Genomic DNA, 26,275 nt, shown 5'->3' with positions numbered 1-26,275 from the left:
CCCCCGGCGAGCGGTGCGCCCGCCCCGCGGACCGTCGAGCGGGCACGACGCTGAGCGAGCGGAACGCTGGACGAGCGGAACGCTGGGCGAGCGCGACGCTGGGCGAGCGCGACGCTGGACGAGCGCGACGCTGGACGCAACCAGCTGGCTGCGCCCAGCTGGTTGAGTGTCCAAAACACCCGGACAACCGCGACATCGCGTCCGGGTGTTTCGGACACTCGACGACGCCGGACACACCGTCGAGTGTCCAAGGCACGCCGTTCCGGGGCGCCCGGGAGCGGCGTGTTCCGGACACTCAGCGGCGAAGCGCGGCGCGCAGGTGCCGCAGCACCGAGACGTGGCCGTCGGCGGGGTGCAGGTCGAGCAGCGCGTGCAGGAGGGCCGCCTCGAGCGTCGCGTGCGGGAGGGCCGCCTCGAGCGTCGCGAAGTCGGCATCCACGACCTGCCCCGGGTCGGACTCGTCTGTCTCGAAGAACCGGCGTGAGCGGAGCGTTGAGTGTCCAGGACACGCCGGGTCAGGCCGGCACCCCGCGGCGTGTCGTGGACACTCAACCGGGGGTGGGGGCGGGAGAGACCCCGGATGCCGGATGCCGACGGCCGCGCCCACCCGCGCCGGTGCGGACTACAGGATGACGCCGAACTCCTCGGCCAGAGCGGGGAGGTCCTCGTGCAGCACGCGCGACGCCTCTTCGGCGAGCGGGTTCGTCGAGACGCCCCGGTCGTTCACGAGCTTGCCGCCGACGTAGACCTGCTGCAGGTTGCGCAGGCCGCAGGCGAGGACGTAGCTGCGCACGGGGTTCCACAGCGGTCCGATGTCGGGCGTGCGCGGGTCGACGACCACGAAGTCGGCGAACTTGCCCACCTCGAGGCTGCCGACGCGGTCGTCGACGCCCATGATCTCGGCCCCGCCGAGGGTGTGGAGGCGCAGGACGCGCTCGGGCATCATCGACAGCGGGTCGTGGGTGCGGGCGCGCTGCATGAACATGCCCATGCGCATGTTCTGCCACGGGTCGGCCACGTCGGTGCAGGCCTGGTCATCGAGGCCCATGCCTACCTTCATTCCCTGGTCGAGCATCTCGGGCACGTGAGCGATGCCCGACGCCAGACGCCCGTTCGACGCGGGCTGCCACGACATGCTGGCGCCTCCCGCCGCGGCATCCGCGATGATCTCGGGCGTGGTCTGGATGAAGTGGCCGAACATCATGCCCGGGCGCAGTGCGCCGGCGTTCTTGTACAGCTGGAACTTCGTCTGCTGATGCTCGATCGCCTCGTACGTCTCGAGGAAGTGCGCCTGGTTCGTGACGCCGAAGCGGTCCATGACCGCGACCTCGATCTCGGCGGCATCCGGCCGGGTCGACCACTGCACCTGCCCCATGATGGATGCCCCGAGGGCGAGGTCGGGGTCCATCGCGAGGACGTGGTCGAGGGAGGCCTCGAAGCGGGCGAAGATCTCGTCGTCGGTGCCGACGGTGGCATCCAACGCGATCGAGTCGACGAAGCGGAGACCCGCGTCGAGGCAACCGTCGGCCTGGCGGGTGTGCCACGCGTGGTCGCGGAGGACTCCGCCACCGTCGGCCCGCTTGCCCTCGACCATCGGCTCCCACGGCAGCAGCGGGTCGGTGAAGTTGTACGCCGTGGTGACACCGTTGGCGAGGAAGTCGAGCGAGCCGTGCAGCGTCGCCCAGTAGATCTGGTCGGGAGAGGCGTTGTTCAGGACGCTGAACATCGAGGTGCACCAGCCGTAGAGCGTCTGGTCGACGCCGAGTCCGCGCGAGCCGCTCGTGAAGAGGTGGCTGTGGGAGGACACGAACCCCGGGGCGACGAACTTGCCGTCGACGTCGAGCGTCTCGTCGGCGGTCACCCCGGGGGCGGGGTCGCCGGAGCCGATGGCGGTGATGCGACCGGACTCGACGAGCATGTAGCCGCGCTCGATGTAGCCGGGGTCGTCGGTGCCCGCAGGGACCGTGATGAGACGCGCGTTCGTGACCAGGAGCGACATGTTGATGACGGTAACAATGCCGTGTTTCCGCGGTGTTCCGGGCGTGAGGCGGGCGTTTTGCGGGGCCTACCGCGGCATCGAGTGTCCAAGAAACCCGGACGGATTCTCACGGCGACCGGGCGTTGTGGACACTCAACCGGACGCGACGACACCGTTCGCGGCGCTCCCGTTCGCGTTGTCGAGTGTCCAGGAAACCCGGACGAATTTTTCAGGCCTCCGGGTGTTTTGGACACTCAACGTGGTGGCGCCGGCACGGCGCGGGGCCGGGGTGCGCGGGCGCCGGGACCTCAGGCGAAGGCGCGCCGCACGGCCGGCGCGATCTGCGCCAGCACCTCGTCGCGGGCGGGCGTCGACGGGAACACCAGGAAGAGGTGCGGCACCCCCTCGCGCCGCACGAAGTCGACAGGGACTCCGGATGCCGCGAGCCGGTCGCCGTACTCCTCCGCCTCGTCCGCGAGCGGGTCGACGCTCGCCGCGACGATCACCGCGGGCGCGGAGCCCGTCAGGTCGGGGGCGCGCAGCGGTGCCGCTTCCACGGGCACCGCACCGTCGGCTTCGAGGTACAGACCCCAGTACCACTGCATCCCCTTCGCGGTCAGCGGCAGGTTCTCGGTGTGGGCGCGATAGCTCGGGCGGGTCGGATCGGGCGCGTCGAGCACCGGGCACAACAGCACCTGACACCGGATGCCGGGAGCCCGGCCCTCCCGCGAGCGCAGCGCGAGAGCCGCGGCGAGGTTGCCGCCCGCGCTGTGTCCGGCGACGCCGAGGAGGGCGGGGTCGACGAGCCCTCCTGCGCCGGTCGCGGCGAAGCGAAGGGCCCGGTCGAGGTCGTCGAGCCCGGCCGGAAAGGGGTGCTCGGGCGCCAGACGGTAATCGGCGCTCAACACCTGGGTGCCGGTGGCGAGCGCGAGGGCCCGGCACAGGGCGTCGTTGTTGTCGAGGTTCCCGGCGACCCAGCCGCCGCCGTGGGCGAAGACCAGGGTTCCGCGGTGCCCCGGGCGCGGGCGGTAGAGGCGCAGGGCGAGGCCGTCGGCGTCCAGGTCGATCGACTCGAGCGCCCCGTCGTCGGGCAGGCGGACCCACGACGGGTTCGCGCGCAGCTCGGCGATGCGCGCGGCGTCGTCGCCCTCGGCATCCGTCGCGCCCGAGGGCATAGTGCCCGCTCGAGCGGAGAGTCGCTCGAGGTGCGCGCGCACGGCGGGGTCGGTGATGGCGGGGTGAACGGGCACGGCTCTCCAGAGGCTGGTCGGGTGATGAGCCGAGCGTAAGACCCAGGATGCCGACGACCCGGCGCGACGGCAGAAGCGTTACGCCGCGGAAACACCGGCGTCTTCGGCCGATGCACCCGCCGGGCGTACCGTGCGGCCAGGGCGACCCGACGCCCACGGGAGGAGCACCATGTCGCAGCGCGTCATCGTCACGGGAGGATCCGGCGGCATCGGCGCCGCGATCGTCGAACGGTTCCTGGGCGACGGCGCCCGGGTCGCGGTGCTCGATCGTCGTGCTCCGTCCGAGGCCACGGCATCCCTCTTCTTCTCCGTCGACCTGCGCGATCCGCTCGACACGCGCCGCGCGGTCGGCGAGGCGATCGCGGCTCTCGATGGCGTCGACGTGCTCGTGAACTGCGCCGGGGTGTTCCAGCACGTCTCGCTCCTCGACATCACGGTCGACGACTGGGACCTCGTGCTCGACATCAACGCGCGCGCGACGCTGGTGACGATGCAAGCGGTCGCGCCGGTCATGCTCGAGGCGCGCGCCGGCTCGATCGTCAACATCGCGAGCATGGCCGCCAAACAGGGCGGCGGCGGCGAGGGACATTACGCCGCATCGAAGGCCGCGGTCGTCGCGCTCACGCGCGCGGGGGCACAGGAGTGGGGATGCCACGGTGTGCGCGTCAACGCCGTGTGCCCCGGATACGTGCTCACCGACATGGGCGCCGACACCCGCTCCGACGACGACGTGCGCACGTGGAGCGCGAAGTCGCCGCTCGGGCGGCTGGGCGCGCCCGAGGACGTGGCGGGGGTGACGCACTTCCTCGCGTCGCCCGCGGGCGGCTATCTCACCGGTCAGGCGATCAACGTCACCGGCGGCATGATCATGCACTGACGCGGGCACGTGGCCCCGCCCGGGCCGGGCGAAACTCCTGAGAACCGTCAGCCGCGCCGGCTCGAGCCGCGGGGAATCGGCGCACCGCCGGACCCGACCGGCCTAATCTCAGGAGTATGGCCCGCCGCGACCCATGAGAGAGCCGTCACCGAAGCCGCCGTGCCACCTCCGCCATCGCCTCCGCGAACGACTCTTCGGCACCGTCGCGCCCGCCCGACAGGTTCACACCGACGACGCCGGGCAGCGCGAGCATCTCCTCGGCGAGGGCTGTGGCGAGGGCGATGCCCTCGGCGCGCGGGTCGCGGGCGCTGCGCACGCGCTCGACGAACCCCTCGGGCAGAGCCAGCGTGGTGAACGACTCCAGCAGGTCGGCGGAGGCGTGGTCGACGACCACCGGCACGCACGGGATGAATCGGATGCCGTCTGCGACCTCGTCGATGAACCGGCGCACGGGCTCCGCCCCTCCGGCGTGGTTCACGAAGCAGACATCGGCCCCGGCCCGCGCCTTCTCGCGCAGTCGTGCGGCGCGCCGGTCGACCGGCGGCGCGGCGGGAGAGGCGGCGACCGACACGACGTGTCCGGCGGCCCGGGCGAGGGCGGCGGCCTCGGTGGAATCGAGGTCGAAGACGGGGGCGGCGTCGGGGCGGTGCCCGGTGCGGGTGTGGTCACCCGTGACGCAGTGCACGCCTGCCACCCCCTCCACGGCGAGGGCCGCGAGCTCCCCCTCGATCGCGACGCGGTTGCGGTCGCGCATGTTGAGGCCGGTCCACACGCGCAGGCCTCGTCGCTGCAGCAGGTGGGCGCGGTACGCGGGAGGGAACTGCACGCGCGCGCTTCCCGCGTCGCCAGCGAGGACGGCATCCACTTCTCCGGCGAGAACTCCCGCGCACGCGTCGATCGACGAGACGCTGAGGGCCTTCGCGGGCAGATCGGCCACGACCCAGGGTCGGGTGTCCAGGTCGGCGAGAGTCCGCTCGGCCGCTTCCGTGCGAGGCGCGGGCGGCGGGACGGCCACGCGGTCGATGCCGGACCAGGGCACCGTCCGCCGGGGCAGGAAGACGCACGCGTGCGCGGCGTCGATCTCGCACGAGCCGTCGAAGCCGACCCCGCCGCAGGGGCCGTACTGCATGCGCTTCGGGCACGCGTCGATAAGAGGCAGCACAGTCATGACCGGAGTGTAGGAAGCGCGTGTTTCGGCGAATGTTCATGGCGGCAACATCGCCGAAACGCGGGCTCCCTACGCTCGGGCCTACCCGCTGCAGCCCTCGGAGGTGGCCATGATCACGGCCGGCACCACGTTCGGTACCGACATCGACGACGTCGACTCGCTCGTCGACGATCCGCTGGAGCTCGTCCAGCAGTGGCTCCCGCCCCACGAGGGAGAACTGCGCCCCCTCGCCGCTCTCTCGACCGTCGGGCTCGACGGCATCCCTTCGCTCCGGCACGTCCTGATCAGCGACCGGGATGCCACGGGCGTCTACTTCCACACCGACTCGGCGAGCACGAAGGTCGCCGAGATCGCCGCCAACCCGGTCGCGGCGATGGCCGTGGCGTGGCCCGAGGTCGGCCGCCAGCTCGTCGTGCGCGGAATCGTCGAGCGGGTGAGCGCCGCCGAGGCGGCGGCCGTCTACCGCGAGCGGTCCCGTTACCTGCAGCTGCTCGCGTGGCTGAACACCCACGAGAACGCGCACCTTCCGGCCGAGGCGCGGCACCACCTGTGGGCGGAGTTCTCCGACGCCCACCCCGAGCTCGAGCCACCGGAGCGGTGGGCGGGATTCCGCCTGCGCCCGGTCACCCTGACGTTCTGGCGCGGCGACCCGCATCGGGCAGAGCACGCGCCAGCACTACACGCTCGCCGACGGCCGCTGGTCGGGCCGGATCCTGGCGGGTTGAGTGATGGACATCACCACCGTCAGCTCGTACCGCGCCGCACGCACGCGCGCCGATCTCGCTCTCGCGCCCGGCGAGGTCGTGCTCGCCGGCGGCACCTGGATCATGAGCGAGCCCCAGCCCGGCACCACCGGCTTCGTCGACCTGACGACCCTCGACTGGCCCGACCTCGAGATCACCGACGAGGGCCTGCGCATCGGTGCGACGTGCACCATCGCGCGGCTTCTCTCGTGGGTCGAGCACGAGGCCCCCACCGCCTGGACCTCCCTCGCTCTCGCGCGCCCCGCCGCAGACGCGCTGCTGGCCTCGTTCAAGATCTGGAACACCGCCACCGTCGGCGGCAACGTGTGCCAGGCATTCGCTGCCGGCGCCATGATCGCGCTCTTGTCGACCCTGGATGCCACGGCCGTGGTCTGGACGCCCGACGGCGGAGAACGCCGGATCGCCGTGGCGGACCTGGTGGTCGACAATGCCGCGACCTCCCTGAATCCCGGTGAGATCGTGCGCGCCCTGGACGTTCCGGCCCGCGCGCTGGAGGCGCGAGTCGGCCTGCAGAAGATCGCGCTCGCGGAGCTCGGCCGGTCCGGGGCCGTCGTCACGGCCCGCGTCGACCCCGACGGCACCGCCGTCTTCGTCGTGACGGCGGCGGTGCGCCGGCCCCGCGTGCTGCGCTTTCCGCAGGTGCCCGGGGCGGGAGAGCTCCGGGATGCCGTGGCCGCCGCGAGCGACTTCTACACCGACCCTTTGGGAAGTGCGGACTGGCGCCGGGGCGTGAGCGTCGTGCTCGCCGAACGACTGCGCGCGCGGTTCGCGCGTGAGCTGCAGGAAGGCGTCGCGTGAGGTTCGAGGTCAACGGCGCCCCGGTCGAGGTCGATCCCCGTCCCGGCCAGAGCGCTCGCACGCTGCTGCGCGAGGCCGGCCACGTCGAGGTGAAGAAGGGCTGCGACGCCGGCGACTGCGGCGCGTGCTCGGTGCTGCTCGACGGGACCCCCACCCACTCGTGCATCATCCCCGCGATGCGGCTCGAGGGCCGCGCGATCACCACCGCCGCGGGCCTCGCCCCCGGCGACGAGCTGCACCCGGTGCAAGAGGCCCTGGCGGCAGGCTTCGGCTTCCAGTGCGGGTTCTGCACGCCGGGCATGAGCGTCACGGCATCCACCCTCACCGCCGACGACCTGCCCGACCTCGACCGCCGCATGAAGGGCAACCTGTGCCGCTGCACCGGGTACCGCCCGATCCGCGAGGCGATCCGGGCGTCGGTACTCGGGCCGGTGCGCGAGACGGGCGCACGACCCCCCGAGCCCTCGTGCGGCGCTTCCTGCGACGGTCACGACGAGAAGGTGGCATCCGGACCCGCGACCCCGGCAGGACGCGTCGGCGCCTCCACCGTTCCCGAGGCCGCGCGGCGCATCGTCCAGGGCCGCGAGCCGTTCACCTTCGACGAGCCCGTGCCCGGCGGTCCGGCGCTCGTGCTGCGCGTCGTGACCTCGCCGCACGCGCACGCCCGCGTGGTCTCGATCGACACAGCGGATGCCCTCGCGGTACCCGGGGTCGTGGCCGTGTTCACCCACGAAGACGTCCCCGACGTGCGGTACTCGACCGGGCGGCACGAACACCGCACCGACGACCCCGACGACACCCGCATGCTCGACGACGTCGTGCGGCACGTGGGCCAGCGGGTCGTGGCGGTCGTGGCGGAGACGGCGGAAGCCGCGGATGCCGGATGCCGAGCGATCGCCGTCGAGTACGAGGTGCTGCCCGCGGTCTTCGACCCCGAGCAGGCGCGTCAGCCCGGTGCTCCCCTGCTGCATGCCGAACGCACACCCGACGAACGCGTGATGGAGGCCGGCCGCAACGTCGTGGCCGGGTTCCACGTGGGCCACGGCGGCGACATCGAGGCCGCCCTGGATGCCAGCCACACCACCGTGACCGGCGAGTGGAGGTCGTCGCGCGTCACGCACGCGGCCCTCGAGACGCACGGCGCCGTCGGCTGGCTCGACGACGAAGGGCGCCTGGTGATCCGCTCGTCGACCCAGGTCCCCTTCCTCGCGCGCGACGAACTCGCGCACGTGTTCGGCCTGGAGCGCGATCGCGTCCGCGTGTACGCGACGCGCGTGGGCGGCGGCTTCGGCGGCAAGCAGGAGCTCTTCACCGAAGACCTCACCGCTCTCGCCGTACTGAAGCTCGGGCGGCCCGTCGCCTACGAGTTCTCACGCACCGACCAGTTCGTGCGGGCCTCGCTCCGGCATCCGATGCGCGTGAAGACGACGCTGGGAGCGGATGCCGACGGAACCCTCACCGCGATGAAGATCGACGTGCTGAGCGACACCGGGGCCTACGGCAACCACGCCATCGGCGTGCTCTTCCACTCGTGCGCCGAGTCGACGACGCTGTACCGGGTTCCGGTGAAGTGGATCGACGCCGAGGCGGTCTATACGAACAACCCCCCGTCGGGCGCGTTCCGCGGGTACGGCCTGGGGCAGGTGGTCTTCGCGGTGGAGTCGGCGATGGACGCCCTCGCCGAAGAGCTCGGCATCGATCCCTTCGAGCTGCGGCGGATCAACGCGGTCCGCGAGGGCGACCCCCTGCACCCCGACGATGGCGAGGAACCGCACGAGGAAGACCTCATCTGGGGCAGCTACGGTCTCGACCAATGCCTCGATCTCGCGCAGGACGCCCTGCGGCGCGGCAACGGCGCCGAGGCCCCGGAGGGCTGGCTCGTCGGCGAGGGCATGGCCGCCGCGATGATCGCGACCATGGCCCCGCGCGGGCACATCGCCCACACCAGCGCGACCCTGCGCCCCGACGGCACCTACCTGCTGCGCGTGGGTACGGCGGAGTTCGGCAACGGCACCTCGACCGTGCACCGGCAGATCGCGGCGACGGTGCTGGACGCCGCCCCCGAGCGGCTCGAGCTGTGGGCCGCCGACACCGACGCGGTGCGCCACGACACCGGAGCGTTCGCCTCGGCGGGAACGGTGGTCGCCGGCAAGGCGCTGTACGGCGCCTGCCTCGCGCTGAAGCGGCGCATGCTCGCCATCGCCGCCGACCTCACGCGGAGCGACGCCGCGGAGGCCGAGGTCGTGGCATCCGGAATCCGATCCGGAGGCCAGGTCGTCTCGTGGGCGCAGATCGTCGAGGCCGCAGGCGCCGCGGAACTCACCGCGGACGGGGCGGAGTTCGGAGACTTCCGTTCGCTCGCGTTCAACGTGCACGCGGTCCGCGTGGCCGTCGACCCCGAGACGGGGACCGTGAAGGTGCTGCAGTCCATTCAGTCGGCGGACGCCGGGGTCGTCATCAACCCTGCCCAGTGCCGCGGACAGATCGAGGGCGGAGCGGCTCAGGCCCTGGGCGGGGCGCTCTACGAGGAAGTGCTGGTTGAGGACGGTGTCGTGCAGAACCCGGTGTTCCGCACGTACCGCGTGCCGCAGTTCGCCGACGTGCCCGACACCGAGGTGTACTTCGCCGAGACCGACGACTCCCTCGGCCCGTTCGGGGCGAAGTCGATGAGCGAGTCGCCCTACAACCCCGTGGGAGCCGCGATCGGCAACGCCGTGTCGCGCGCGCTCGGTCGGCGCGGATACGAGCTGCCGTTCTCACGCGACCGCGTGTGGAGGTTGGCGGGCGGGGGCGCCGCCTAGGCTGACCGCTGTGTACGGCATTCCGGCGGACGAGACGTTCGACTTCTTCGAGGGTCGGCGACTGGATGCCGTGACCTTCGGCCGCTACAAGATGTCGCTGTCGTTCGACGAGGGCGTGGGCCTCGACGTCGAGGGGCCTTTGGCGGTGGCGGCACCCGGGAGTGACGAGCACGTGGCAGACGACGCGCGCTCGGTCGCCGCGCCCCTGCTCGACCTGCTCTCGCTGACCGTGACGGGGGTGCGGGTCGACGCGCCCTCGAGCCTCGCGTTGACGTTCGAGAACGGCACGATCGTGCGAGCGATCGATGACCTCGGCCCGTATGAATGCTTCGACGTGCACCACGGTGAGCGCATCTGGATCATGTGATCGCTGGCCCCGTCTGCGGGGTCGCCGCGCCGCGCCCTAGGGAGGGAACGGCCCGCCGGCGCGAGATCAGAGGGGCGTCGCCGAGCCCCGCACGACGATGCCACCGGATGCCGGAACCTCGACGTCCAGTACGCTCGGTCGACCGATGTGTCGGCCCTGCCGGACGGTGAATCCGAACGGAGCAGGCAGACCGACGCGGTCGCGAAGATACGCGCCGAGCGATGCGGCGGCGGAGCCCGTCGCGGGATCCTCTGTGATGTCGGCCACCGGGAAGAGGTTCCTCGCCTCGATCGCCACGCCGTCGGCGATCGCAGCGTCGACGTGGACGACGATGATCGTGCCCTTCCAGCCGCGCTCGTCGAGCAGAGCGCGCACGGGTCCGGGCGCGAACGTGAAGGTGTCGAACGTGTGCTGCTCCCGCACGGCGACGACCGGGTGCAGGTTGCCCGCGAACGATTGGGCCAGCGGCATCCGCTCGTCGAGGTCCGCGTGCGTGAGCCCGAGAAGACCGAGCAGGCGGTCGGCGACGTCTACTTCGAGGTCGACGACGTACGGCTCGACGCTCGTGAACCCGGCCGTGATGCGTCCGTCCGCGGCGCGCTCGGTCGTCACCTCGACGGACCCGGCCGCGGTATCGAACACGAAGGGCCCCGGCCCCTCGGCACCGGCGAGCGCGACGGCGGTCGCGATCGTCGCATGCCCGCAGAACGGCACCTCGTCATCCGGCGAGAAGTAGCGCACGGCGACGCGGCGCCCCTCGCGGGCGCCGACGAACGCGGTCTCGGGGTGCCCCAGATCGGCCGCGATCCGCTGCATCTCCTCGTCGCTGAGGCCCACGGCATCCAGGACGACACCCGCGGGGTTGCCGCCGCCGGGCTCGGCGGCGAAGGCGAGGAGTTCGAGGATGCCAGCAGTCTCAGTCATGACTCGATTCTTCCGCAGGGCGACCGGCGGCCGAGGGGGCCATTCGCGCTCTCGTGGCCTGCGCCAGCGCCCGCACGGCACGAACACGGCGAACAGTGAGGGCGATATCGGCCGCCCGGGAACCACGCTCGACCGACGGGGGTGTCAGCGCGGCTCCGCCCCGAGGTGCAGCACGGCCTCGGCCAGCGCGCGGATCCCCGCCGCCACATCCGCTCCGGCCACGGCTTCATCGGGGTGATGGCTGATGCCGTCGGGGTTGCGCAGGAACAGCATGCCGACGTCGGTGATCGCACCGATCGACATCGCGTCGTGCCCGGCGCGGCTGAAGAGTGTGGGGGCCTCGCCCCCGATACCGGCGCGCACGACATCCTGCAGCAGGAGCGCGCAGAACACGGCCGGGGCGCTGTGCACCTCGCGCGCCGTCCAGCGCAGCCCTCGGCGACCCATGATGGCGTCGAGTTCGCGCGCGATCTCGTCCCACGCGTGATCGCGGGAGTCGTCGAACTCTCCGCGCAAGTCGAGAGAGAAGTGCGCCTCGCCCGGGACGACGTTCACGGCTCCGGGGAAGGCCTCGAGCTGACCTACGGTACCTACGATGTGGTGCTCACCCCGGCAGATGCGCTCGACCGCGAGAGCGGCCTCGCTCGCGCCGAGCAGGGCATCGCGGCGCATGTCGTAGGGCGTGCCGCCGGCGTGGCGGGCCTCCCCCTCGACCACGAGCTGGAACCGCCGCGCCGACGCGATCGACGACACCGCGGCGAGCGCCTGCCCGCTGCGGTGCAGTTCCGGTCCCTGCTCGATATGCGCCTCGAGGTAACCGACGAGCTGCTCGGGGCGCCGCGCGGCCTCGTCTACGCGGCCGGGATCGAGCCCGAACTCACGGAAGGCCTCGCGCAGCGTCGAGCCGTCGGCATCCGTCAACTCCCACCAGGACTCGTCCCACTGCCCGGCCACGGCCGACGACCCCAGCAGGGCCTTGCCGAAGCGCGTGCCCTCCTCGTCGCTGAAGGCGATGACCTCGAGAGCGAAGGGGAAGGGGCTGGATGCCGTCCCCTCGTCGTCGATGCGACGGATCAGCCGCACGACCTCGAGCGCCATCAGCACTCCGACGATGCCGTCGAAGCGTCCGGCGTCCGGGACGGTGTCGAGGTGCGAGCCCATCAGCAGCGCCGGCGCATCGGGGGCTCCGGCGGGCGCGAGGCGTCCGACCTGGTTGCCCGCCGCGTCCTGGCGCGTGGTCATGCCGAGCTCGCGCATCCACTCCGCGGCGAGGCGGTTCACGCGCGCGTGCTCGGGCGAGAGGTAGACCCGGGTGATCGAGCCGGGGGTCGAGGTGACGCGGGCGAGCTCTTCGCAGCGGCCCATGACGCGGCGCGCGGCCGACGCGATGAGCCCGGGCGCGACCTGCAGGCGGGTGGCGGTGGTCACGCGCGAGCTCCCCGCGCAACGACGGACTTCACGACCGAGCCGCCGCGTAGACGCCCTGGGCCGCCTCGACGCCCCCCGCCCGCCGGCACCGCCGCACCGTGGCGCCGCAGCACGGCCTCGAGGGCGGCGAGGGTGGTCAGCACGGCGTCGGTGCGGGCGTTGTACCCCATCGTGCCGATCCGCCAGACGCGGCCGTGGAGCGGACCGAATGAGGTGCCGATCTCGATGCCGAAGTCGCTGAGCAGCTCGCTGCGCACGGCGTCGCCGACCACGGCATCCGGAATCTCCACCGCCACCACGTTGGTCATCTTGTGGGCCACGTCGCCGAAGACGGTGAGCCCGAGGCCTTCGACTCCGGCGAGCATCGCGTCGCCGTGCAGCCGGTGGCGCTCGATCACGGCATCCCGGCCCTCGAGAAGCAGCACGCGGGCGCACTCGCGCGCGCCGTAGAGCATCGTGGTGGCCTCGGTGTGGTGGTTGAGGCGGCGCGGTCCCCAATAGTCGAGGATCATCGCGAGGTCGAAGTAGTTCGAGCGGATGAAGTCGGATGCCGAGGCATCGCCCTCCTCCCGGATTCCGGCCTCGACCCGGGCGCGCGAGCGCACCACCTCGACGGCGCGGTCCGAGAGGCTCAGCGGCGCGGATCCCGACGGCCCGCCGAGGCATTTCTGCAGGCCGGCGGTCGCGGCATCCAGACCCCAGGCGTCCATCTCGAAGGGGTTGCCGCCGAGCGAGGCGGTGGCGTCGGTGTAGAACAGAGCGCCGTGGGCGCGGCAGATCTCACCGATCTCGTCGAGCGGCTGGAGCATCGTGGTCGAGGTGTCGCCCTGCACGCACGCGACGAGGTGGGGCTTCACCCGCTCGACGGCCTCGCGGATCGTCGACACCGGGAAGACCTGTCCCCACGGCACCTCGATCGTGTGGACCTCGGCGAGAGCGCGCTCGGCGATCTCGGCCAGCAGGTGGCCGAAACGGCCGAACACGGGCACGAGCACGCGATCGCCGGGGCGGATGAGCGAGACCATCGCGGCCTCGATGCCCGCGCGACTCGTGCCGTCGATGAGCAACGTCGGCGTCGTTCGTCGTGCCCCAGACCTGGCGGTACAGCTCCTGCGTCTCGGTCATCGTCGCCGTCATGAACGGGTCGTACTGGCCGACGAGCGGCGCCCCCATCGCGCGCAGCACGCTGGGGTACGCCGAGATCGGGCCGGGGCCCATCAGCAGGCGGGCGGGCGGGTCGATCGGGCCGGGGAGGTGGGACATCAGGACTCCGTGGTGCGGGAACGGGTGGTGGGCGAGAGGATCGGATCCGGGCCGCCGGTGGGGCGGTGCGTGACTCCTGAGTTTCTGACCGAAGTGGGGACGAATGCCACCGCCCCCACGGCGTGGGCGAGATTTCTCAGGAGTTCGGCCCGGCCGCGGCGCGACAGAGCGGTCACCGACCGACCCCCGCCCCGGCGGCCTCGGCGAGACGCCGGGCGAGGCGCACGAGCGCGATGTCGGTACCGGCGCGCGAGACGAGGCAGACCCCGACCGGGGCGCCGTCGACGGTGAGCAGCGGCACCGATATCGCGGGCAGCCCCGCGATCGCCGCGGGAGCCGTCATGCGCAGCGTCGCGGCGCGCACGGCGTCGACGTCGGCGGTGCGCTGCGGCGCGGGACCGGGCACGGTCGGGAAGATCAGCACAGCCGCGTCGACCAGCTCGGTCAGGTGCGCGGCGATCGGTTCGAGATCCTCTCGCGCGGCCGCTTCGTCGGCGGCGGTGATGCGCGAGGCGACGTCGAAACGCTCGGCGACGGCGGGACCCACGGCCCCGGGGTGCGCACGCAGCCACTCGCCGTCGTTGCGCCACGCTTCGGCGCCCTGAACCGTGCGGAACGCGGTGAACGCGGCATCGAGATCTCCGCTCGACACCGCCCGGAAGGTCGGCGGGTCGTCGGATGCCGAAAGCCCGGCGAGCAGACGCGAGAACGCCTCGCGGGTCGAGGGCTCCACGCACGCGAGGATCTCCTCGGGCACGAGGAAGCGCCACGGGAGGTCTTCGCCGGAGGCGCCCTGGACGTTCTCGGTCGAGAACGAGCCGTCGTAGCTCAGGCACCACTCGGCGACACGGTGGAGGGTCTCGCCGTCGCGCGTCAGCCAGCCGATCGTGTCGAACGACTGCGCGAGCGGGAGCATGCCCTGGCGCGGGACGAGGTCGTGGGTCGTGCGGAGTCCCCACAGGCCCTGGTACGACGCGGGAACGCGGATGGAGCCGGCCGTGTCGGTCGCGAGACCGATGTCGGCGTGGCCGACGGCGACGGCGGATGCCGGCCCGCTCGACGAGCCGCCGGGGAGGGCGCCGACCACCGCACCGTTGGGCGGGGTGCCGTAGTGCACGTTGTCGCCGGCGATCGAGTAGGCGAACTCGTCGGTGCGGGCGATCCCGCGCAGCGACGCCCCGGCGCGGAGCAGGTCGGCGACGGCGGGGGCCGTGACCTTCTCGGGGCGCGCCTGTTCGAGGTACGTCGGGTTGCCCGCCCCGATGCGGAAGCCGGCGATCGCGAACAGATCCTTCACCGCGACGGTCAGGCCCGCGAGCGGTCCCTCCCACGCGCCCTGCTGGAAGGGGTCGCCGACGCTGCGCCAGATCGTACGGTCGAACGGGGGCGTACGCGGTGCGACGTGGGCCGCGGTGATGAGCCATCGGCCGTCGAACCGCTGCCACACCTGGGTCTGCAGGCCGCGGCCTCCGCCGTGGAAGCGCGAGACCGACATGAGCAGGGCGGCATCCGCCGAGAGCGGCCGGTAGTGCACCTCGGTGATGTCCCGCGGGGGGACGCCTCCGCGCAGCGACCGGAACCCGCTGATCGCGTCGTGCCCGACGAGAAGTCCCGCCGGGTCGCCGCGCAGGGTGTCGGGCCCGGGCGCGAAGAAGGCGTCGAGCGCGTCGAGGTCGTTCGCGACGATCGCGCGCTCGTACGCGTCGAACGCGGCGCGCAGGTCGGCGGGAATCGGCGCGGTGCCGGGCTCCGGCGGGGTCGGCGCCGGCCCGGCGGCGGCGGTGGTGGTCTCGGTCGGCGGGGCCATGGCATCCGTCACGAGCGTCGCCCGCCTCTCAGCTGCGTTGAGTGTCCAAGAAACCCGGATACCCCGGAAAATTGTCCGGGTGTTTTGGACACTCGACCGGAAGGAGCCGCCTCAGGGACGCTCCGCTTGAACGGCGGGCCCGCGGCGTCGACGTCCCGCGGCGCGCGCGCGACACGGGTATCGAAGACCAGGTCGGCGTCGGCGGCCTCGCCACGGGCGAGGGCGGCCGCGAGAACGGGGCTCATGCGATGTCTCCTTCGGAATCGGATGCCAGCGCTTCGGGCTCCACGGCCGGGACACCCGCGAAGTCGGCTTCGCGAATGCGGGCGTGCACCCCCGAGACGATGTCGACGACCTGCGAGATGTCGAAGTCGGTCGCGGCCGACAGGTAGGCGTAGGCGAGATGCTCGTCCATGCCCCACCGCCCGCCCAGAAGCGCGAGAGAAGACCTCACGCACGCGCGCATCGCGGCATCGAGATCGGGGTCCATCCCGGTCGGCACGAGGTAGTCGGGAGTCCGCACCAGCGGGCCGGTGACCTCGCCGAAGGCGGCGCGGGCGGCATCCGCGGGGATGACCTCGAACCGAAGGGTCGCCCGCAACGAGGCCTCGAGTGCGGTGAGCGCGACCTCGCCGTCGCCCTGCGCGAAGTGCGGGTCGCCGATGTACGCGAGCGCCCCCTCGACCTGCACGGGGAGGAAGAGCGTCGTGCCCTCGACGAGCAGGTTGATGTCGATGTTGCCGCCGTGGGGGCCGGGCGGAACGGAGTGCGGACGCTCCTCCCCGGCCACGGCCACCCCCATCGTGCCGAGGAACGGCGCGAGCGGGAACGACACCGCGGGATCCCCGCCGTCGACGAGGGGAAGGGTCCCGTACAGGATGCCATCACGCTCAGCGACCGCGGTGAACACGCTGACGTTGTGCTCGCCGCGCGGCAGCTCGCCGACGAGGGCGCCCTTGCCGTGACGGTTCGAGATCACGCCGTACGGCACGCGCGGGACGAGCGATTCGACCGTGATCTTCAGGAGGTCGCCGGGGTGCGCCTCTTTCACGTACACCGGGCCGACGACGACGTGCGGCCCGTCGGCGAAGGGGTCTCGAGCCACGGATGCCGCGATCTCGATCGCGTCGCGGAGCACCGCGTCGGCGGCGACGCCGTGCGCGGCGAAGTACGCGGCCGGGTCTTTGCCCTGGTCGTCGAGGATGCCCTCGTGGCTGACGGTGTCGATCGTGACGCTCTCTCCCGACGAGATCTCGAGCACGGGGGCGTCGGTCGCGCAGGGCAGACGACCCCACAGCACGGTGTCGGGCGCGGCGGGGAGGTAGTGGGCGGCGGGGATCGGACCGACGCCGGGCTGGAGGATAGGGACGACCGAGCCCTGCCCGCCGACGAGCTCAGGTGCCCGTGCAGCCGTCGAGTCACGGCGGTCGAGGCCGCCCTGCGCACCGGGTGCTCCGGTCGTCGTCGACATCGTCACGCCTCCACCGTCGCGGCCGCGCGCAGCAGCTCGCGACCCTCGCGCTCGGTGACCGCGGCTCCGCGCCGGTACACCGAGGCACCTCGCAGCCAGGTCTCGCGAACCACCCCGGTGAGTGTCTGGCCGTGCCAGGGCGAGACGGGGTTGCGGTACTCGAGGGCGGCCGCGTCGACGACGAACTGCTCGTCGGGAGCGAACGCCACCAGGTGAGCGGGGGCGCCGGGGGCGATGACGCCGAGCCCCTCCAGGCCCGCGATGCGCGCGGGGCCGGTCGTCATCAGGGGCAGCAGCGACTCGAACGCGAGTCCCCGCTCTCGAGCGGTGGTGTGCACGGCCGAGAGGCCGGTCTGCAGCCCCGCGATACCGCCCCAGGCCAGGCCGAAGTCGGGGTTTCCCTTCAACTCGACCGTCGCGGGTGAGTGATCGCTGACGATCGCGTCGATCGTTCCGTCGACGACGCCCGCCCACAGCAGGTCGCGGTTGTCTCCGCCGCGGATCGGCGGGCAGCACTTGAATGCTCCCGCGCCGTCCGGTACGGCCGAGGCGTCGAGGGTGAGGTAGTGCGGGCAGGTCTCGACGGTGAGCCGCACGCCCTCCGCTTTCGCGGCGCGGACGGCGTCGAGGGCTCCCCCGTCGGAGACGTGCACGATGTGCGCCCGGGCGCCCGTGCGGCGGGCGGCATCGATGACACGGAGGATCGCGGCGCGCTCGCTCAGCGGCGGGCGACTGGCCTCGAAGTCGCGGTAGTGGGGGCCCAGCGCACCGTCGGCGTGCAGGTGGGCCGGGTCTTCGGCGTGGACGATGAGCAGTGCGTCGAACTCGGCCAGCTCGGCGAGACAGCGCTCGAGCTGCTCGGGATCGAGGTGGCCGAACTCGTCGATACCGCTGGGCGACAGGAAGCACTTGAAGCCCACGACCCCGGCGTCGGAGAGCTCGCGCAGCGAGCCGAGGTTCTCGGGCACCGCGCCGCCCCAGTAGGCGACGTCGACCGCGAGCTTTCCCCCGGCGGCCCGGCGTTTGGCATCCAGGGCCTCGACGGTCGTGGTGACGGGCAGGCTGTTCAGCGGCATGTCGACGACGGTCGTGACGCCCCCCGCAGCCGCCGCGGCCGTGCCCGTGGCGAAGCCCTCCCACTCGGTGCGTCCGGGTTCGTCGAGGTGGACGTGCGAGTCGACGAGCCCGGGCAGAAGCACCGCGTCGGCGGGCAGCACCGTGTCGGCGGAAACGTCGAACGGCTCGAGGGAGGCGATCACCCCTTCGTCGATGACGACCGTGGCGGGCGCGAAGACCCCGTCGACGAAGACGCGGCGGGCGGCGATCCGGGTGCTCATGCCGTTCACGCTAAGCGCCTCGCGTTTCGCCGATGTAACCGTCATCAACATTCATGCGAACACCTGCGCGGTGATCGCGGTGCGAGGCGCCGTCAGCGCGTCGTCCCGGTCTCCCGGCGCCCCGTGGCGCACGTCGAACGCCCGCGGCGGGCGCGCGTACTCATCGCGCTTGCTCGTACCGAGGCCCATGCGCACCATCCCGGATGCCATGCCCACCGCCGCCGCCACCCCGTCGACGACCGGCACCCCGACGCGCGCCGTGAGCTCGGCGCACAGGTCCGCCATACCCGCGCAGCCCAGCACGATGACGTCGGCACCGCGCGCGGCGGCCTCGGCACTGCGGGTCGCGATGGTCTCGACCGCGGTCGAGGCGGTGTCCTCGAGGTCGAGCACGGGAATCCCCGTCGCGGCGAGCGAGACGCAGGCCCGCTCCATGCCGTACCGCGACACGAGGTCGTGCGCGCGCCCCAGCGTCCGGCTGAGCGTCGTGACCACCCCGAAGTGCCGCCCCGACACCGCTGCCAGGTGCATCGCCGCCTCGGCGATACCCACGACCGGCACCTCGACCAGCTCGCGCGCCGCGTCGAGCCCCGGGTCGCCGAAGCAGGCGATCACGTACGCGTCTGCGGGGTCGATTCCGTCGCGGTCCGCCGCGATCAGCTCGACCACGGCGGCGGCCGCCGCGATCTCGTCGGTGTGGCTCTCGATCGCCGCTGCCCCGACGCTCGGGCACACGGCATCGACGATCACATCGGGTCCCGCCACCCCCCGGGCGGCGTCCGCGATCTTCGCGGTCATCGCCCGGGAGGTGTTGGGGTTGATGAGCAGGATCCTCACGCGAGCGCCTCGCGAGAAGTCGCACCGGGAGCCGCGGCATCCGGAACCGTGTTCGTCACGACGGCGACCGGAGCCGAGACGGCCGACGGCTCGGATGCCGTGGTGGCGGCGGCTCCGTCGACGGTGCCGTCGGAGATGCCCTCGGTCTCGCCGTCGAACGTCGGGATGCGGGGGTCGAGACGCTCGAAGAACAGGAACAGCACGTAGCCGAGACCGCAGCCGATGAACCAGCTGTAGTCGCTGATGGCGGCGATGTTGAACAGGCCCAGGTCGGCGAAGAGCTTCGGGAAGATCGCGATCGCGACCGTCGGAACACCCGCGAAGACGACGGCCTTGACCGCGTTCGGGTTGAAGCCGTTGCGGTACCAGTAGGGCCCCTGAGTGTCCATCGTGAACATCGCGTCGACCTTCACCCGCTGGCGAGCGGCGATGTAGTAGCCGGCGATCAGGATGCCGAACAGCGGGCCGATCAGCGCGCCCAGCACACCGAGCGAGTAGTGGATGGCGTCGGCGTTGGAGTACCAGTTCCAGGGCATGAGGAAGGTCGACCCGACGGCGGCGATCATGCCGCCCGCGCGCCACGAGATCTTCTTCGGGGCGACGTTGGAGAAGTCGAAGGCGGGCGAGATGAAGTTGGCGACGATGTTGATGCCGACCGTGGCCGTGACGAAGGTCAGGCCGCCGAGCAGGATCGCGAAGGGCGTGTCGATCTGCTCGACCGTCTTGATCGGGTCGGTGATGAGCGCACCGAACACCGGCACGGTGGCCGACGCAGTGATGACGGTCAGCAGCGAGAAGAACATGAAGTTGATCGGCAGACCCCAGAAGTTGCCCTTCTTGACCGCCTCGAAGCTCTTGCCGTAGCGGGCGAAGTCGCCGAAGTTCAGCATCGGGCCGGAGAAGTACGACACGACGAGGGCGATGGCGGCGAACATGACCGGGATGGACGCCCAGAAGTCGAGCTGGGTCGTCGAGAGCGTGAAGGAGATGTTCTGGACGCCGGCCTGCGACACGAGGTAGACGGCGAGGATGATCATCACGACGTAGACGGCGGGGCCGGCCCAGTCGATGAAGCGGCGGATGACCTCCATGCCGTTCCAGAAGAGCAGGAACTGCGCGACCCAGAGGATCGCGTAGGAGATCCAGCCGAGCGCCGACAGGCCCGCGAACGAGACGTCGAGCAGGGCCGCGGAGCCCGGGATGAACTTCAGGAAGATGATGTTGAGCGACTCGGCCGCGAGGAACGTCTGCACCCCGTACCAGGCGATGGCGATGAGTCCACGGATGATCGCGGGGATGTTGGCACCCCGGATGCCGAAGACCACTCGGTTGATGACGGGGTAGGGCACGCCCGTCTTCTGACTGGGCTTGGCGACCATGTTCGCGAAGACCTGCACGATGACGATGCCCGCGATGAGGGCGACGAAAACCTGCCACGACTGCAGACCGAGCGCGAAGAGCGAACCGGCGGTGACGTAACCGCCGACCGAGTGCACGTCGCTCATCCAGAACGCGAAGATGTTGTAGCTCGACCACTTCTGCTTCCGCAGGGGCGCGAGGTCTTCGTTGGCGAGACGATCGTCGTAGTGGGGCTTCATGTTGCCACCCCCGTGGGGGTGGCCTGCTGCCTCCACGAGATCGTGGGGGCCGGTGAGCGGGGTCGAAGTCATGTCAATCCTCTCAGGACGATGGATGCCACGACGTGGAGTCCGCGGCCGGAGTGGAGCTCTGATGTGAAGTTATTGGTTCACACCACCGCGGCGGTTTCGCGTTTGTAACGAGCATGTGAAGTCGCTCGTTCACACCCTCGGCGATCCTTAGACTCGGGGCATGCCGCAGCCATCCCTCGCCGACGCCGTCGAGACTGCCGCTGCCGCCGCTGCCTCCCACGAATCCGAGGCCACGACCTCCGTCGGCACCCGCATCCGCGACCTGCGGCAGGCGCGCGGCATCTCGGCACGCGCCCTCGCGAAGACCCTCGGCATCTCCCCCAGCGCCGTCTCGCAGATCGAGCGCGGCGTGATGCAGCCGAGCGTCTCGCGCCTCATCGCCATCACCGACGCCCTCGGCGTTCCGCTCGTCGCGGCCTTCGACCCGGCATCCGGTCGTTCCGTCGAACCCGCCGGCCCCTCGGGGTTCACCCTGCAGCGCGCGGGCCAGTCGCCCGACATCGTGCTCGACAGCGGGGTGTCGTTCCGCCGGCTCACTCCGGGGTCCTCTCCCGGCGTCGACTACTTCGAGTCGATCTACCCGCCCGGAGCGGCCGCGCACGGCGCCGACGGGCTGTTCCACCACGAGGGGTACGAGGTCGGCACGGTCGTCGCGGGCGAGCTCACCATCGACTTCGAGGCCGAGCGCGTGATCCTGCGCGCCGGCGATGCCATCAGCTACCCCTGCTCGGTCCCCCACCGCCTGCACAACACCGGTGACGCGGACGCCGTGGCGCACTGGCTGATCGTGCACGCCTGACGCAGGGCCCGGCTCACTACCCGCGGCGTCTCGCGTCACCAGAACAGGGGAAGACAACCACGACAGGCCGCAACCGGTCGCAACGGCCTGTTCTCATGACATCCCCTGTTCTCGTGACCGCGAACCCCGCCCGGGATGTTGCCCACAGCAACATCGCCGACACATCCCGCCACAGCCGCGTAACGCGCACCGCCTAGCGTGGCGCGTATGCACCTCTCCGACTTCAACGCCGCCGACGATGCCGAAGCCGTCGCCGTCGCCCGCGTCTGGGCCGACGTTCCGGGCTGGGTCAACGCCGTCGTCGCAGGCCGCCCCTACGCGAGCGTCGACGCCCTCGCCGCCTACGCCGGAGACCTCGCCGCCGCGTGGTCGCCTGCCGACCTCGAGGCAGCTCTCCACGCCCACCCCCGTATCGGCGCGAAAGTGTCGGGCGACGGGGCCGAGGCCGCGGCATCACGTCGCGAGCAGGGCTCGATGGCATCCGCCGCCGACGATGACGTGGCGGCCATCGCCGCGGGCAACGCCGCGTACGAGGAGCGGTTCGGTCGCGTCTTCCTCATCCGCGCCGCCGGACGCACGCCGAGCGAGATGCGCGCCGAGCTCGAGCGCCGCCTCGGCAACGATCCCGACGCCGAGACCATCGAGGCCACGCGCCAACTCGCCGAGATCGCCCTGCTGCGCCTGCGCACGACCTTCGCCGACGACGCTCCCGCCGAACCCGAGGACGCCGAATGAGCCACGTCACCACCCACATCCTGGATGCCGTGACCGGCACGCCCGCGGCCGGGGTCGCCGTGTCGCTCGCCCGCCTGAACGGCGCCTCCGTCGTCGAGGGCGTGACCGACGCCGACGGCCGCCTCGCCCTGGGCCCCGAGCGGCTCGACGACGGCGACTACGCGATCACCTTCGCCACCGGCGCGTACTTCCGCGGGCGCGACGTCGCGTCGTTCCACCCCGTGGTCACGGTCGCTTTCACCGTCTCGGGCGAGCCGCACCTGCACGTGCCGCTGCTGCTCAGCCCCTTCGCCTACTCGACCTACCGCGGCAGCTGAGGAGCGATATGAAGGTCATCGTCATCGGCGCGGGCGTCGGCGGAACCTCCGCCGCGCTCGCCCTGCAGAAACTCGGCCACGAGGTCGTCGTCTACGACCGCATGCGCGAGAACAAGCCGGTCGGCGCGGCGCTGTCCCTGTGGTCGAACGGCGTGAAGGTGCTGAACTGGCTCGGCCTCGGGCCGCAGGTGGCCGCCCTCGGCGGCCGCATGGACGACATGGCCTACTACGACGGCCACACCGGCGACGAGATGTGCCGCTTCAGCCTCGCCCCGGTCACCGAACAGACCGGCCAGCGCCCCTACCCCGTCGCCCGCGCCGACCTGCAGCAGCTGATGATGGATGCCGTCGGCTCCGACATCATCCACCTCGGCAAGCAGCTGGTCGAGGTCACCGACGACGGCGAGACCGTCACCGCCGGCTTCGCCGACGGCACCACCGACACGGCCGACCTGCTGATCGGTGCCGACGGGGCCCGCTCGATCGTGCGCGACTACGTCACCGAGCCCACCGGCATCCGTCCCGAGCGCACCTACTCGGGCTACGTCAACTACAACGGCCTCGTCGCGGCCGACGAGCGCATCGGACCACTCGACCAGTGGACGACGTACGTCGGCGACGGCAAGCGCTGCGCCGTGATGCCCGTCGCGGGCGACCGCTTCTACTTCTTCGTCGATGTGCCCGGCCCGTCTGGAGTCGTCGAAGACCGGATGACGGCCCTCGAGCACGCGTTCGGCTCCTGGGGCGCGCCCGGTGTGCGCGCGCTCCTCGACGGGATCGACCCCGAGGCGTCGCTCAACCGGGTCGAGATCTGGGACATCGACCCGTTCGACACCTGGGTGCGGGGACGCGTGGCCATTCTCGGTGACGCGGCGCACAACACCGCCCCCGACATCGGGCAGGGCGCCTGCTCCGCCCTCGAAGACAGCTTCGCCCTCGGCATCGTGTTCGCGACCTCCACCCTCGGCGTGGAGGACTCGCTGAAGCGGTACGAGCGCATCCGCACGGAGCGGGCGGGCGACCTCGTGCTGCGCGCCCGCAAGCGCGCCCATGAGACGCACGCCTTCGACGTCGCCGCGACGCAGGCCTGGTACGACGGCCTGCGCCGGGAGGACGGCACGGGCGTGATCCGCGGGATCGTTGGCAATATCGAGGGCAGTCCGGTCGAGCTGGGCGCGAGCGTGATGCGCTGAGGACCGCCGGGATTCTCCCGCCGTTCCGCATGGCGGCGTCCGGCGACGACGCCCCGGATCCTCATCCCGAGCAGCCGACTTCACCCGGGTGAACACCGCTGCGAAAAGTCGAAGAGTCCTCACTCCCAGCCGCGCGAAGGCACTATCTTCGTCGGCGAGAGGGGGCTCTCGTGTCGAGATTTTCCGTCGATCCCGAGGCGTTGCGCGCTACTGCCGCGCATCTCGATCGCGTCCGTGACTCCGCGGGCGCGTTCGTGGAGACGTGTCCGGCTGAGCTCGGTCACGCTGACCTGGCTCAGGCCACATCGCGTCTCGCCATCGACATGGCCGGCTCGTGGAGAGACGCGACCGAAGATCTGACAAACCTCGCCGAGCGGCTGAGGCAGAGCGCCGACCTCTACGAACGGACGGACCAGGATCTCGTCGTGCCGGGTGAGGCGGTCGACGGATGACGGAGCTCGGGCACACATCGGACCCCGTCGAGCTCGTCCCCGGTTCCGTGGGCGGCATCGACGAATTCGTGTCGCAGTGGCGCGAGCGTGCCCGCGCGGCGGATGACATCGCTGCCCAGCTTCGGGGACTCACCGCGCCGGAAGGCTGGGAAGGCGCCGCCGCGGAGGGGTTCGCCGCCCGGCTTGCCGACGTCAGCACGCAGTGGGACCAACTCGCGGACTCGCTGCAGACGGCTGCTGAGGCACTGGACCGGTACGCCATCGTTCTGGGGTGGGCCCAGCAGAAGGCCGGCGACGCCATCGCAATGTGGGAAACCGCAAAAGCACAGACCGCGGCGGGTATCGACAGCTACCGGCAGGCCGAACGCGAGGCTGGCGCGACAGGAATCCTTCCGCTGTACAGCGACGCTGGTGCCGCAACGCGAGCTGATGCCCAGAGCCTCCTCGCGTACGCACGCTCCGAGGTCCACCTCGCTGGCGATACAGCCGCCCACGCCGTGACCGCCATCACACCGCCCGAACCGCTCACGTGGGAGAGCGCGGGCACGCTTCTCCTGGCATCGCTCGTCGTTCAGGTTCAGATGCAGTGGGACACTCTGGCCAGTCTCGTGAATGGCACCGCCTCGGTCGGCAATGCGATCCTGCGCAACCCGGACGCGCTCCTCGCGCTCCTCGGCGGCGCAGCGATGATGATCGGTGGGGGCGCGACGGTCCTCGGCGGCGGTGGCTTGGCCGCGACCGGAGTCGGAAGCATTCCGGGAGGGGCTGCCGTCGCCGGTGGTTTCGCGGTCGCCGGCGCCGGGGGCGCGTTGGCTGCCGCCGGGGCCTCGAAGCTGGCGGGCGAAGCCACGGGTAGCGCCGGTGTCATGCTGATGGAGAAGAACCATGGCGTGGACCGGGGTGACTCGCGAGATGAGAGCGGACATTTTGCTCGCGGGCAGGATTCGAAGCCGTGGACCGACAAGGAGAAGCAGGGGTTAGACGAGATCGAAGCCGAAGAAGGACGGAGCGTCCTTCGGAACACCGTACGAGCGTCGCTGGGAGGTTCGACTCAACACCGCTACTTCGATGGGTTCATCCGGCGCCCGGATGGCACCTATTCTGCGGTGGAAGTGAAGAGTGGCACAGCCATCGAAAAGTACCTCAGGAATGAAGGAAATCAACTCGGCTTCGACCAGGCCATCAGTCCGACAAACCCGGCGACGGCCACTCTGAATGGAGAAGTCATTCAAATTACCAACGTTATTTTGAAGGTGGTCCCGAAATGAAACGCCACTACTACACCATGGACGGAAGTTCCATGGAGTTCGGCTCCGATTTTCGCGGACCGCGGGAGCAGATCGCTCATCTCCTCGGTCTCCTGCAGCCTGATAAGAGATCGACATTCATTCTCGGCCCCATGCCTGACGAGGCGAACTTTGTCGAATACGTGTACCGAGGTGGCAGCCCCGTCTACCTCCAATGCGCCGGAACCTCCGACGCCATGACGATCGAATGGCACAAATACGACGACGACGGCCAAGACCGGCACTACATCGTCGGTCGAGGCGGTGACCACTCCGGAGAACCAACCGCTGAGATTCCCTACTTCGACGGAAAGTACACGGCGACCGTTTATCCCGACGAGGTGTTCGCACTCGACGAAGCGACCGACATCTTCTTCCATTACTACGAGACCGGCGAGATCCCAGCGCGGGTACGAGTTGCGCTGGTACGACTTGACCTGGCCGAAGACCCAGACATGACCATCCGCTTCGACGGCGACCGCCACGCGCAGCTGGTCGACACACTCCGCGACGCCACCGTGGCCATCGAGGGCCACCTCGACGACCTCGACGCCGCCGTCACCGCGGGGCGCGCCGAATGGACGGGGGCCGCACGTAGCGCCTACGACTCAGCCCAGCGACAGTGGTCGGAATCGCTCGCGCGGATGAACGCGAGCCTGGCCGACGCCATATCCGGACTGGACGCCGCGAGATCGGCCTTCGAGACCACCGAGTCCTTGGCCACTCGCCTCTGGACCTGAACCGGATCGCACC

23 protein-coding genes and 1 pseudogene are annotated in these 26,275 nt (G+C 71.1%); 12 read left to right on the top strand and 12 right to left on the bottom strand.

Annotated elements, in window-relative coordinates; genetic code table 11:
* Nucleotides 1-295: 295 nt before the first annotated feature.
* From QE416_RS06515 to QE416_RS06505, 3 genes are all read right to left on the bottom strand, one after another.
* Nucleotides 296-439 carry a hypothetical protein gene (locus QE416_RS06515; protein ID WP_307314555.1) on the bottom strand — a complete coding sequence of 48 codons (144 nt, stop codon included), beginning with the start codon at nucleotides 437-439 and terminating at the stop codon, nucleotides 296-298.
* A gap of 183 nt (nucleotides 440-622) precedes the next feature.
* Nucleotides 623-1,999, bottom strand: a complete 1,377-nt coding sequence (locus QE416_RS06510) for an amidohydrolase family protein (RefSeq protein ID WP_307314553.1) — start codon at nucleotides 1,997-1,999, stop codon at nucleotides 623-625.
* A 287-nt stretch (nucleotides 2,000-2,286) separates the two neighbouring features.
* Entirely contained in the window at nucleotides 2,287-3,228 is a 942-nt protein-coding gene (locus QE416_RS06505; RefSeq protein WP_307314550.1) for an alpha/beta hydrolase, read from the bottom strand.
* A 169-nt stretch (nucleotides 3,229-3,397) separates the two neighbouring features.
* On the opposite strand from QE416_RS06505, the gene QE416_RS06500 reads away from it, so the two are divergent.
* Nucleotides 3,398-4,105 (top strand): SDR family NAD(P)-dependent oxidoreductase, encoded by a 708-nt coding sequence (locus tag QE416_RS06500; protein ID WP_307314549.1) that lies wholly within the window; start codon nucleotides 3,398-3,400, stop codon nucleotides 4,103-4,105.
* Nucleotides 4,106-4,250: 145 nt separating this feature from the next.
* On the opposite strand, the gene QE416_RS06495 is transcribed toward QE416_RS06500, so the two are convergent.
* A complete protein-coding gene (locus QE416_RS06495) occupies nucleotides 4,251-5,273 on the bottom strand; it encodes a methylenetetrahydrofolate reductase C-terminal domain-containing protein (protein ID WP_307314545.1) in 1,023 nt (340 codons plus the stop codon).
* Between the two features lie 109 nt (nucleotides 5,274-5,382).
* Here QE416_RS06495 and QE416_RS16480 point away from each other — a divergent pair.
* From QE416_RS16480 to QE416_RS06480, 4 genes and pseudogenes are all read left to right on the top strand, one after another.
* Nucleotides 5,383-5,709, top strand: a pseudogene (locus QE416_RS16480) (pyridoxamine 5'-phosphate oxidase family protein); the annotation flags it as partial.
* A 292-nt stretch (nucleotides 5,710-6,001) separates the two neighbouring features.
* Complete coding sequence (locus tag QE416_RS06490) at nucleotides 6,002-6,835, top strand: FAD binding domain-containing protein (RefSeq protein WP_289940576.1); 834 nt, start codon at nucleotides 6,002-6,004, stop codon at nucleotides 6,833-6,835.
* Entirely contained in the window at nucleotides 6,832-9,636 is a 2,805-nt protein-coding gene (locus QE416_RS06485; protein ID WP_307314542.1) for a molybdopterin-dependent oxidoreductase, read from the top strand. The genes QE416_RS06490 and QE416_RS06485 overlap by 4 nt, the downstream gene beginning before the upstream one ends.
* A gap of 10 nt (nucleotides 9,637-9,646) precedes the next feature.
* Nucleotides 9,647-10,003: a DUF6188 family protein gene (locus QE416_RS06480; RefSeq protein ID WP_307314539.1), complete on the top strand. Its 357-nt coding sequence runs from the start codon at nucleotides 9,647-9,649 to the stop codon at nucleotides 10,001-10,003.
* 66 nt (nucleotides 10,004-10,069) lie between these two features.
* On the opposite strand, the gene QE416_RS06475 is transcribed toward QE416_RS06480, so the two are convergent.
* From QE416_RS06475 to QE416_RS06440, 8 genes are all read right to left on the bottom strand, one after another.
* Nucleotides 10,070-10,927: a PhzF family phenazine biosynthesis protein gene (locus QE416_RS06475; RefSeq protein WP_307314537.1), complete on the bottom strand. Its 858-nt coding sequence runs from the start codon at nucleotides 10,925-10,927 to the stop codon at nucleotides 10,070-10,072.
* A gap of 144 nt (nucleotides 10,928-11,071) precedes the next feature.
* Nucleotides 11,072-12,355, bottom strand: a complete 1,284-nt coding sequence (locus QE416_RS06470; protein ID WP_307314535.1) for an allantoate amidohydrolase — start codon at nucleotides 12,353-12,355, stop codon at nucleotides 11,072-11,074.
* A complete protein-coding gene (locus QE416_RS06465) occupies nucleotides 12,352-13,422 on the bottom strand; it encodes an alanine--glyoxylate aminotransferase family protein (protein ID WP_307314533.1) in 1,071 nt (356 codons plus the stop codon). The genes QE416_RS06470 and QE416_RS06465 overlap by 4 nt, the downstream gene beginning before the upstream one ends.
* Nucleotides 13,423-13,790: 368 nt before the next feature.
* Nucleotides 13,791-15,437 carry an AtzH-like domain-containing protein gene (locus QE416_RS06460; protein ID WP_307314530.1) on the bottom strand — a complete coding sequence of 549 codons (1,647 nt, stop codon included), beginning with the start codon at nucleotides 15,435-15,437 and terminating at the stop codon, nucleotides 13,791-13,793.
* A 229-nt stretch (nucleotides 15,438-15,666) separates the two neighbouring features.
* On the bottom strand, nucleotides 15,667-16,896 hold the full coding sequence (locus QE416_RS06455) for an acetamidase/formamidase family protein (protein ID WP_373458877.1): 1,230 nt from the start codon (nucleotides 16,894-16,896) through the stop codon (nucleotides 15,667-15,669).
* Nucleotides 16,897-16,898: 2 nt separating this feature from the next.
* Nucleotides 16,899-18,233 (bottom strand): allantoinase AllB, encoded by a 1,335-nt coding sequence (allB, locus tag QE416_RS06450; RefSeq protein ID WP_307314526.1) that lies wholly within the window; start codon nucleotides 18,231-18,233, stop codon nucleotides 16,899-16,901.
* A gap of 51 nt (nucleotides 18,234-18,284) precedes the next feature.
* Nucleotides 18,285-19,070 carry an aspartate/glutamate racemase family protein gene (locus QE416_RS06445; protein WP_307314524.1) on the bottom strand — a complete coding sequence of 262 codons (786 nt, stop codon included), beginning with the start codon at nucleotides 19,068-19,070 and terminating at the stop codon, nucleotides 18,285-18,287.
* Nucleotides 19,067-20,740, bottom strand: coding sequence for an NCS1 family nucleobase:cation symporter-1 (locus QE416_RS06440; RefSeq protein WP_307314521.1), 1,674 nt, complete (start codon nucleotides 20,738-20,740; stop codon nucleotides 19,067-19,069). Before QE416_RS06440 ends, QE416_RS06445 begins: the two co-directional genes overlap by 4 nt.
* Before the next feature lie 160 nt (nucleotides 20,741-20,900).
* Between QE416_RS06440 and QE416_RS06435 the strand changes: the two genes are divergently transcribed.
* The 7 genes from QE416_RS06435 (at nucleotide 20,901) to QE416_RS06405 (ending at nucleotide 26,262) form a co-directional block, all read left to right on the top strand.
* Nucleotides 20,901-21,539 carry a helix-turn-helix domain-containing protein gene (locus QE416_RS06435; protein ID WP_307314517.1) on the top strand — a complete coding sequence of 213 codons (639 nt, stop codon included), beginning with the start codon at nucleotides 20,901-20,903 and terminating at the stop codon, nucleotides 21,537-21,539.
* 207 nt (nucleotides 21,540-21,746) lie between these two features.
* Nucleotides 21,747-22,274: a 2-oxo-4-hydroxy-4-carboxy-5-ureidoimidazoline decarboxylase gene (gene uraD, locus QE416_RS06430; protein ID WP_307314515.1), complete on the top strand. Its 528-nt coding sequence runs from the start codon at nucleotides 21,747-21,749 to the stop codon at nucleotides 22,272-22,274.
* Nucleotides 22,271-22,591 carry a hydroxyisourate hydrolase gene (uraH, locus tag QE416_RS06425; protein ID WP_267789072.1) on the top strand — a complete coding sequence of 107 codons (321 nt, stop codon included), beginning with the start codon at nucleotides 22,271-22,273 and terminating at the stop codon, nucleotides 22,589-22,591. The genes uraD and uraH overlap by 4 nt, the downstream gene beginning before the upstream one ends.
* A gap of 8 nt (nucleotides 22,592-22,599) precedes the next feature.
* Entirely contained in the window at nucleotides 22,600-23,784 is a 1,185-nt protein-coding gene (gene hpxO / locus QE416_RS06420) for an FAD-dependent urate hydroxylase HpxO (RefSeq protein ID WP_307314511.1), read from the top strand.
* Between the two features lie 170 nt (nucleotides 23,785-23,954).
* The gene (locus QE416_RS06415; RefSeq protein WP_307314508.1) at nucleotides 23,955-24,236 is read left to right on the top strand and encodes a type VII secretion target; all 282 of its coding nucleotides are present in this window, start codon (nucleotides 23,955-23,957) and stop codon (nucleotides 24,234-24,236) included.
* Nucleotides 24,233-25,504 (top strand): putative T7SS-secreted protein, encoded by a 1,272-nt coding sequence (locus tag QE416_RS06410; RefSeq protein WP_307314505.1) that lies wholly within the window; start codon nucleotides 24,233-24,235, stop codon nucleotides 25,502-25,504. Before QE416_RS06415 ends, QE416_RS06410 begins: the two co-directional genes overlap by 4 nt.
* Nucleotides 25,501-26,262, top strand: coding sequence for a WXG100 family type VII secretion target (locus tag QE416_RS06405; protein ID WP_307314502.1), 762 nt, complete (start codon nucleotides 25,501-25,503; stop codon nucleotides 26,260-26,262). The genes QE416_RS06410 and QE416_RS06405 overlap by 4 nt, the downstream gene beginning before the upstream one ends.
* The last annotated feature ends 13 nt before the right edge of the window (nucleotides 26,263-26,275 follow it).

Origin of the sequence: Microbacterium sp. SORGH_AS_0421 (genome assembly GCF_030818635.1) — a bacterium.
Classification (GTDB): Bacteria; Actinomycetota; Actinomycetes; order Actinomycetales; family Microbacteriaceae; genus Microbacterium.
The sequence above is the reverse complement of the archived record's forward strand: the minus strand, read 5'-3'. Positions and strand labels throughout refer to the sequence as shown.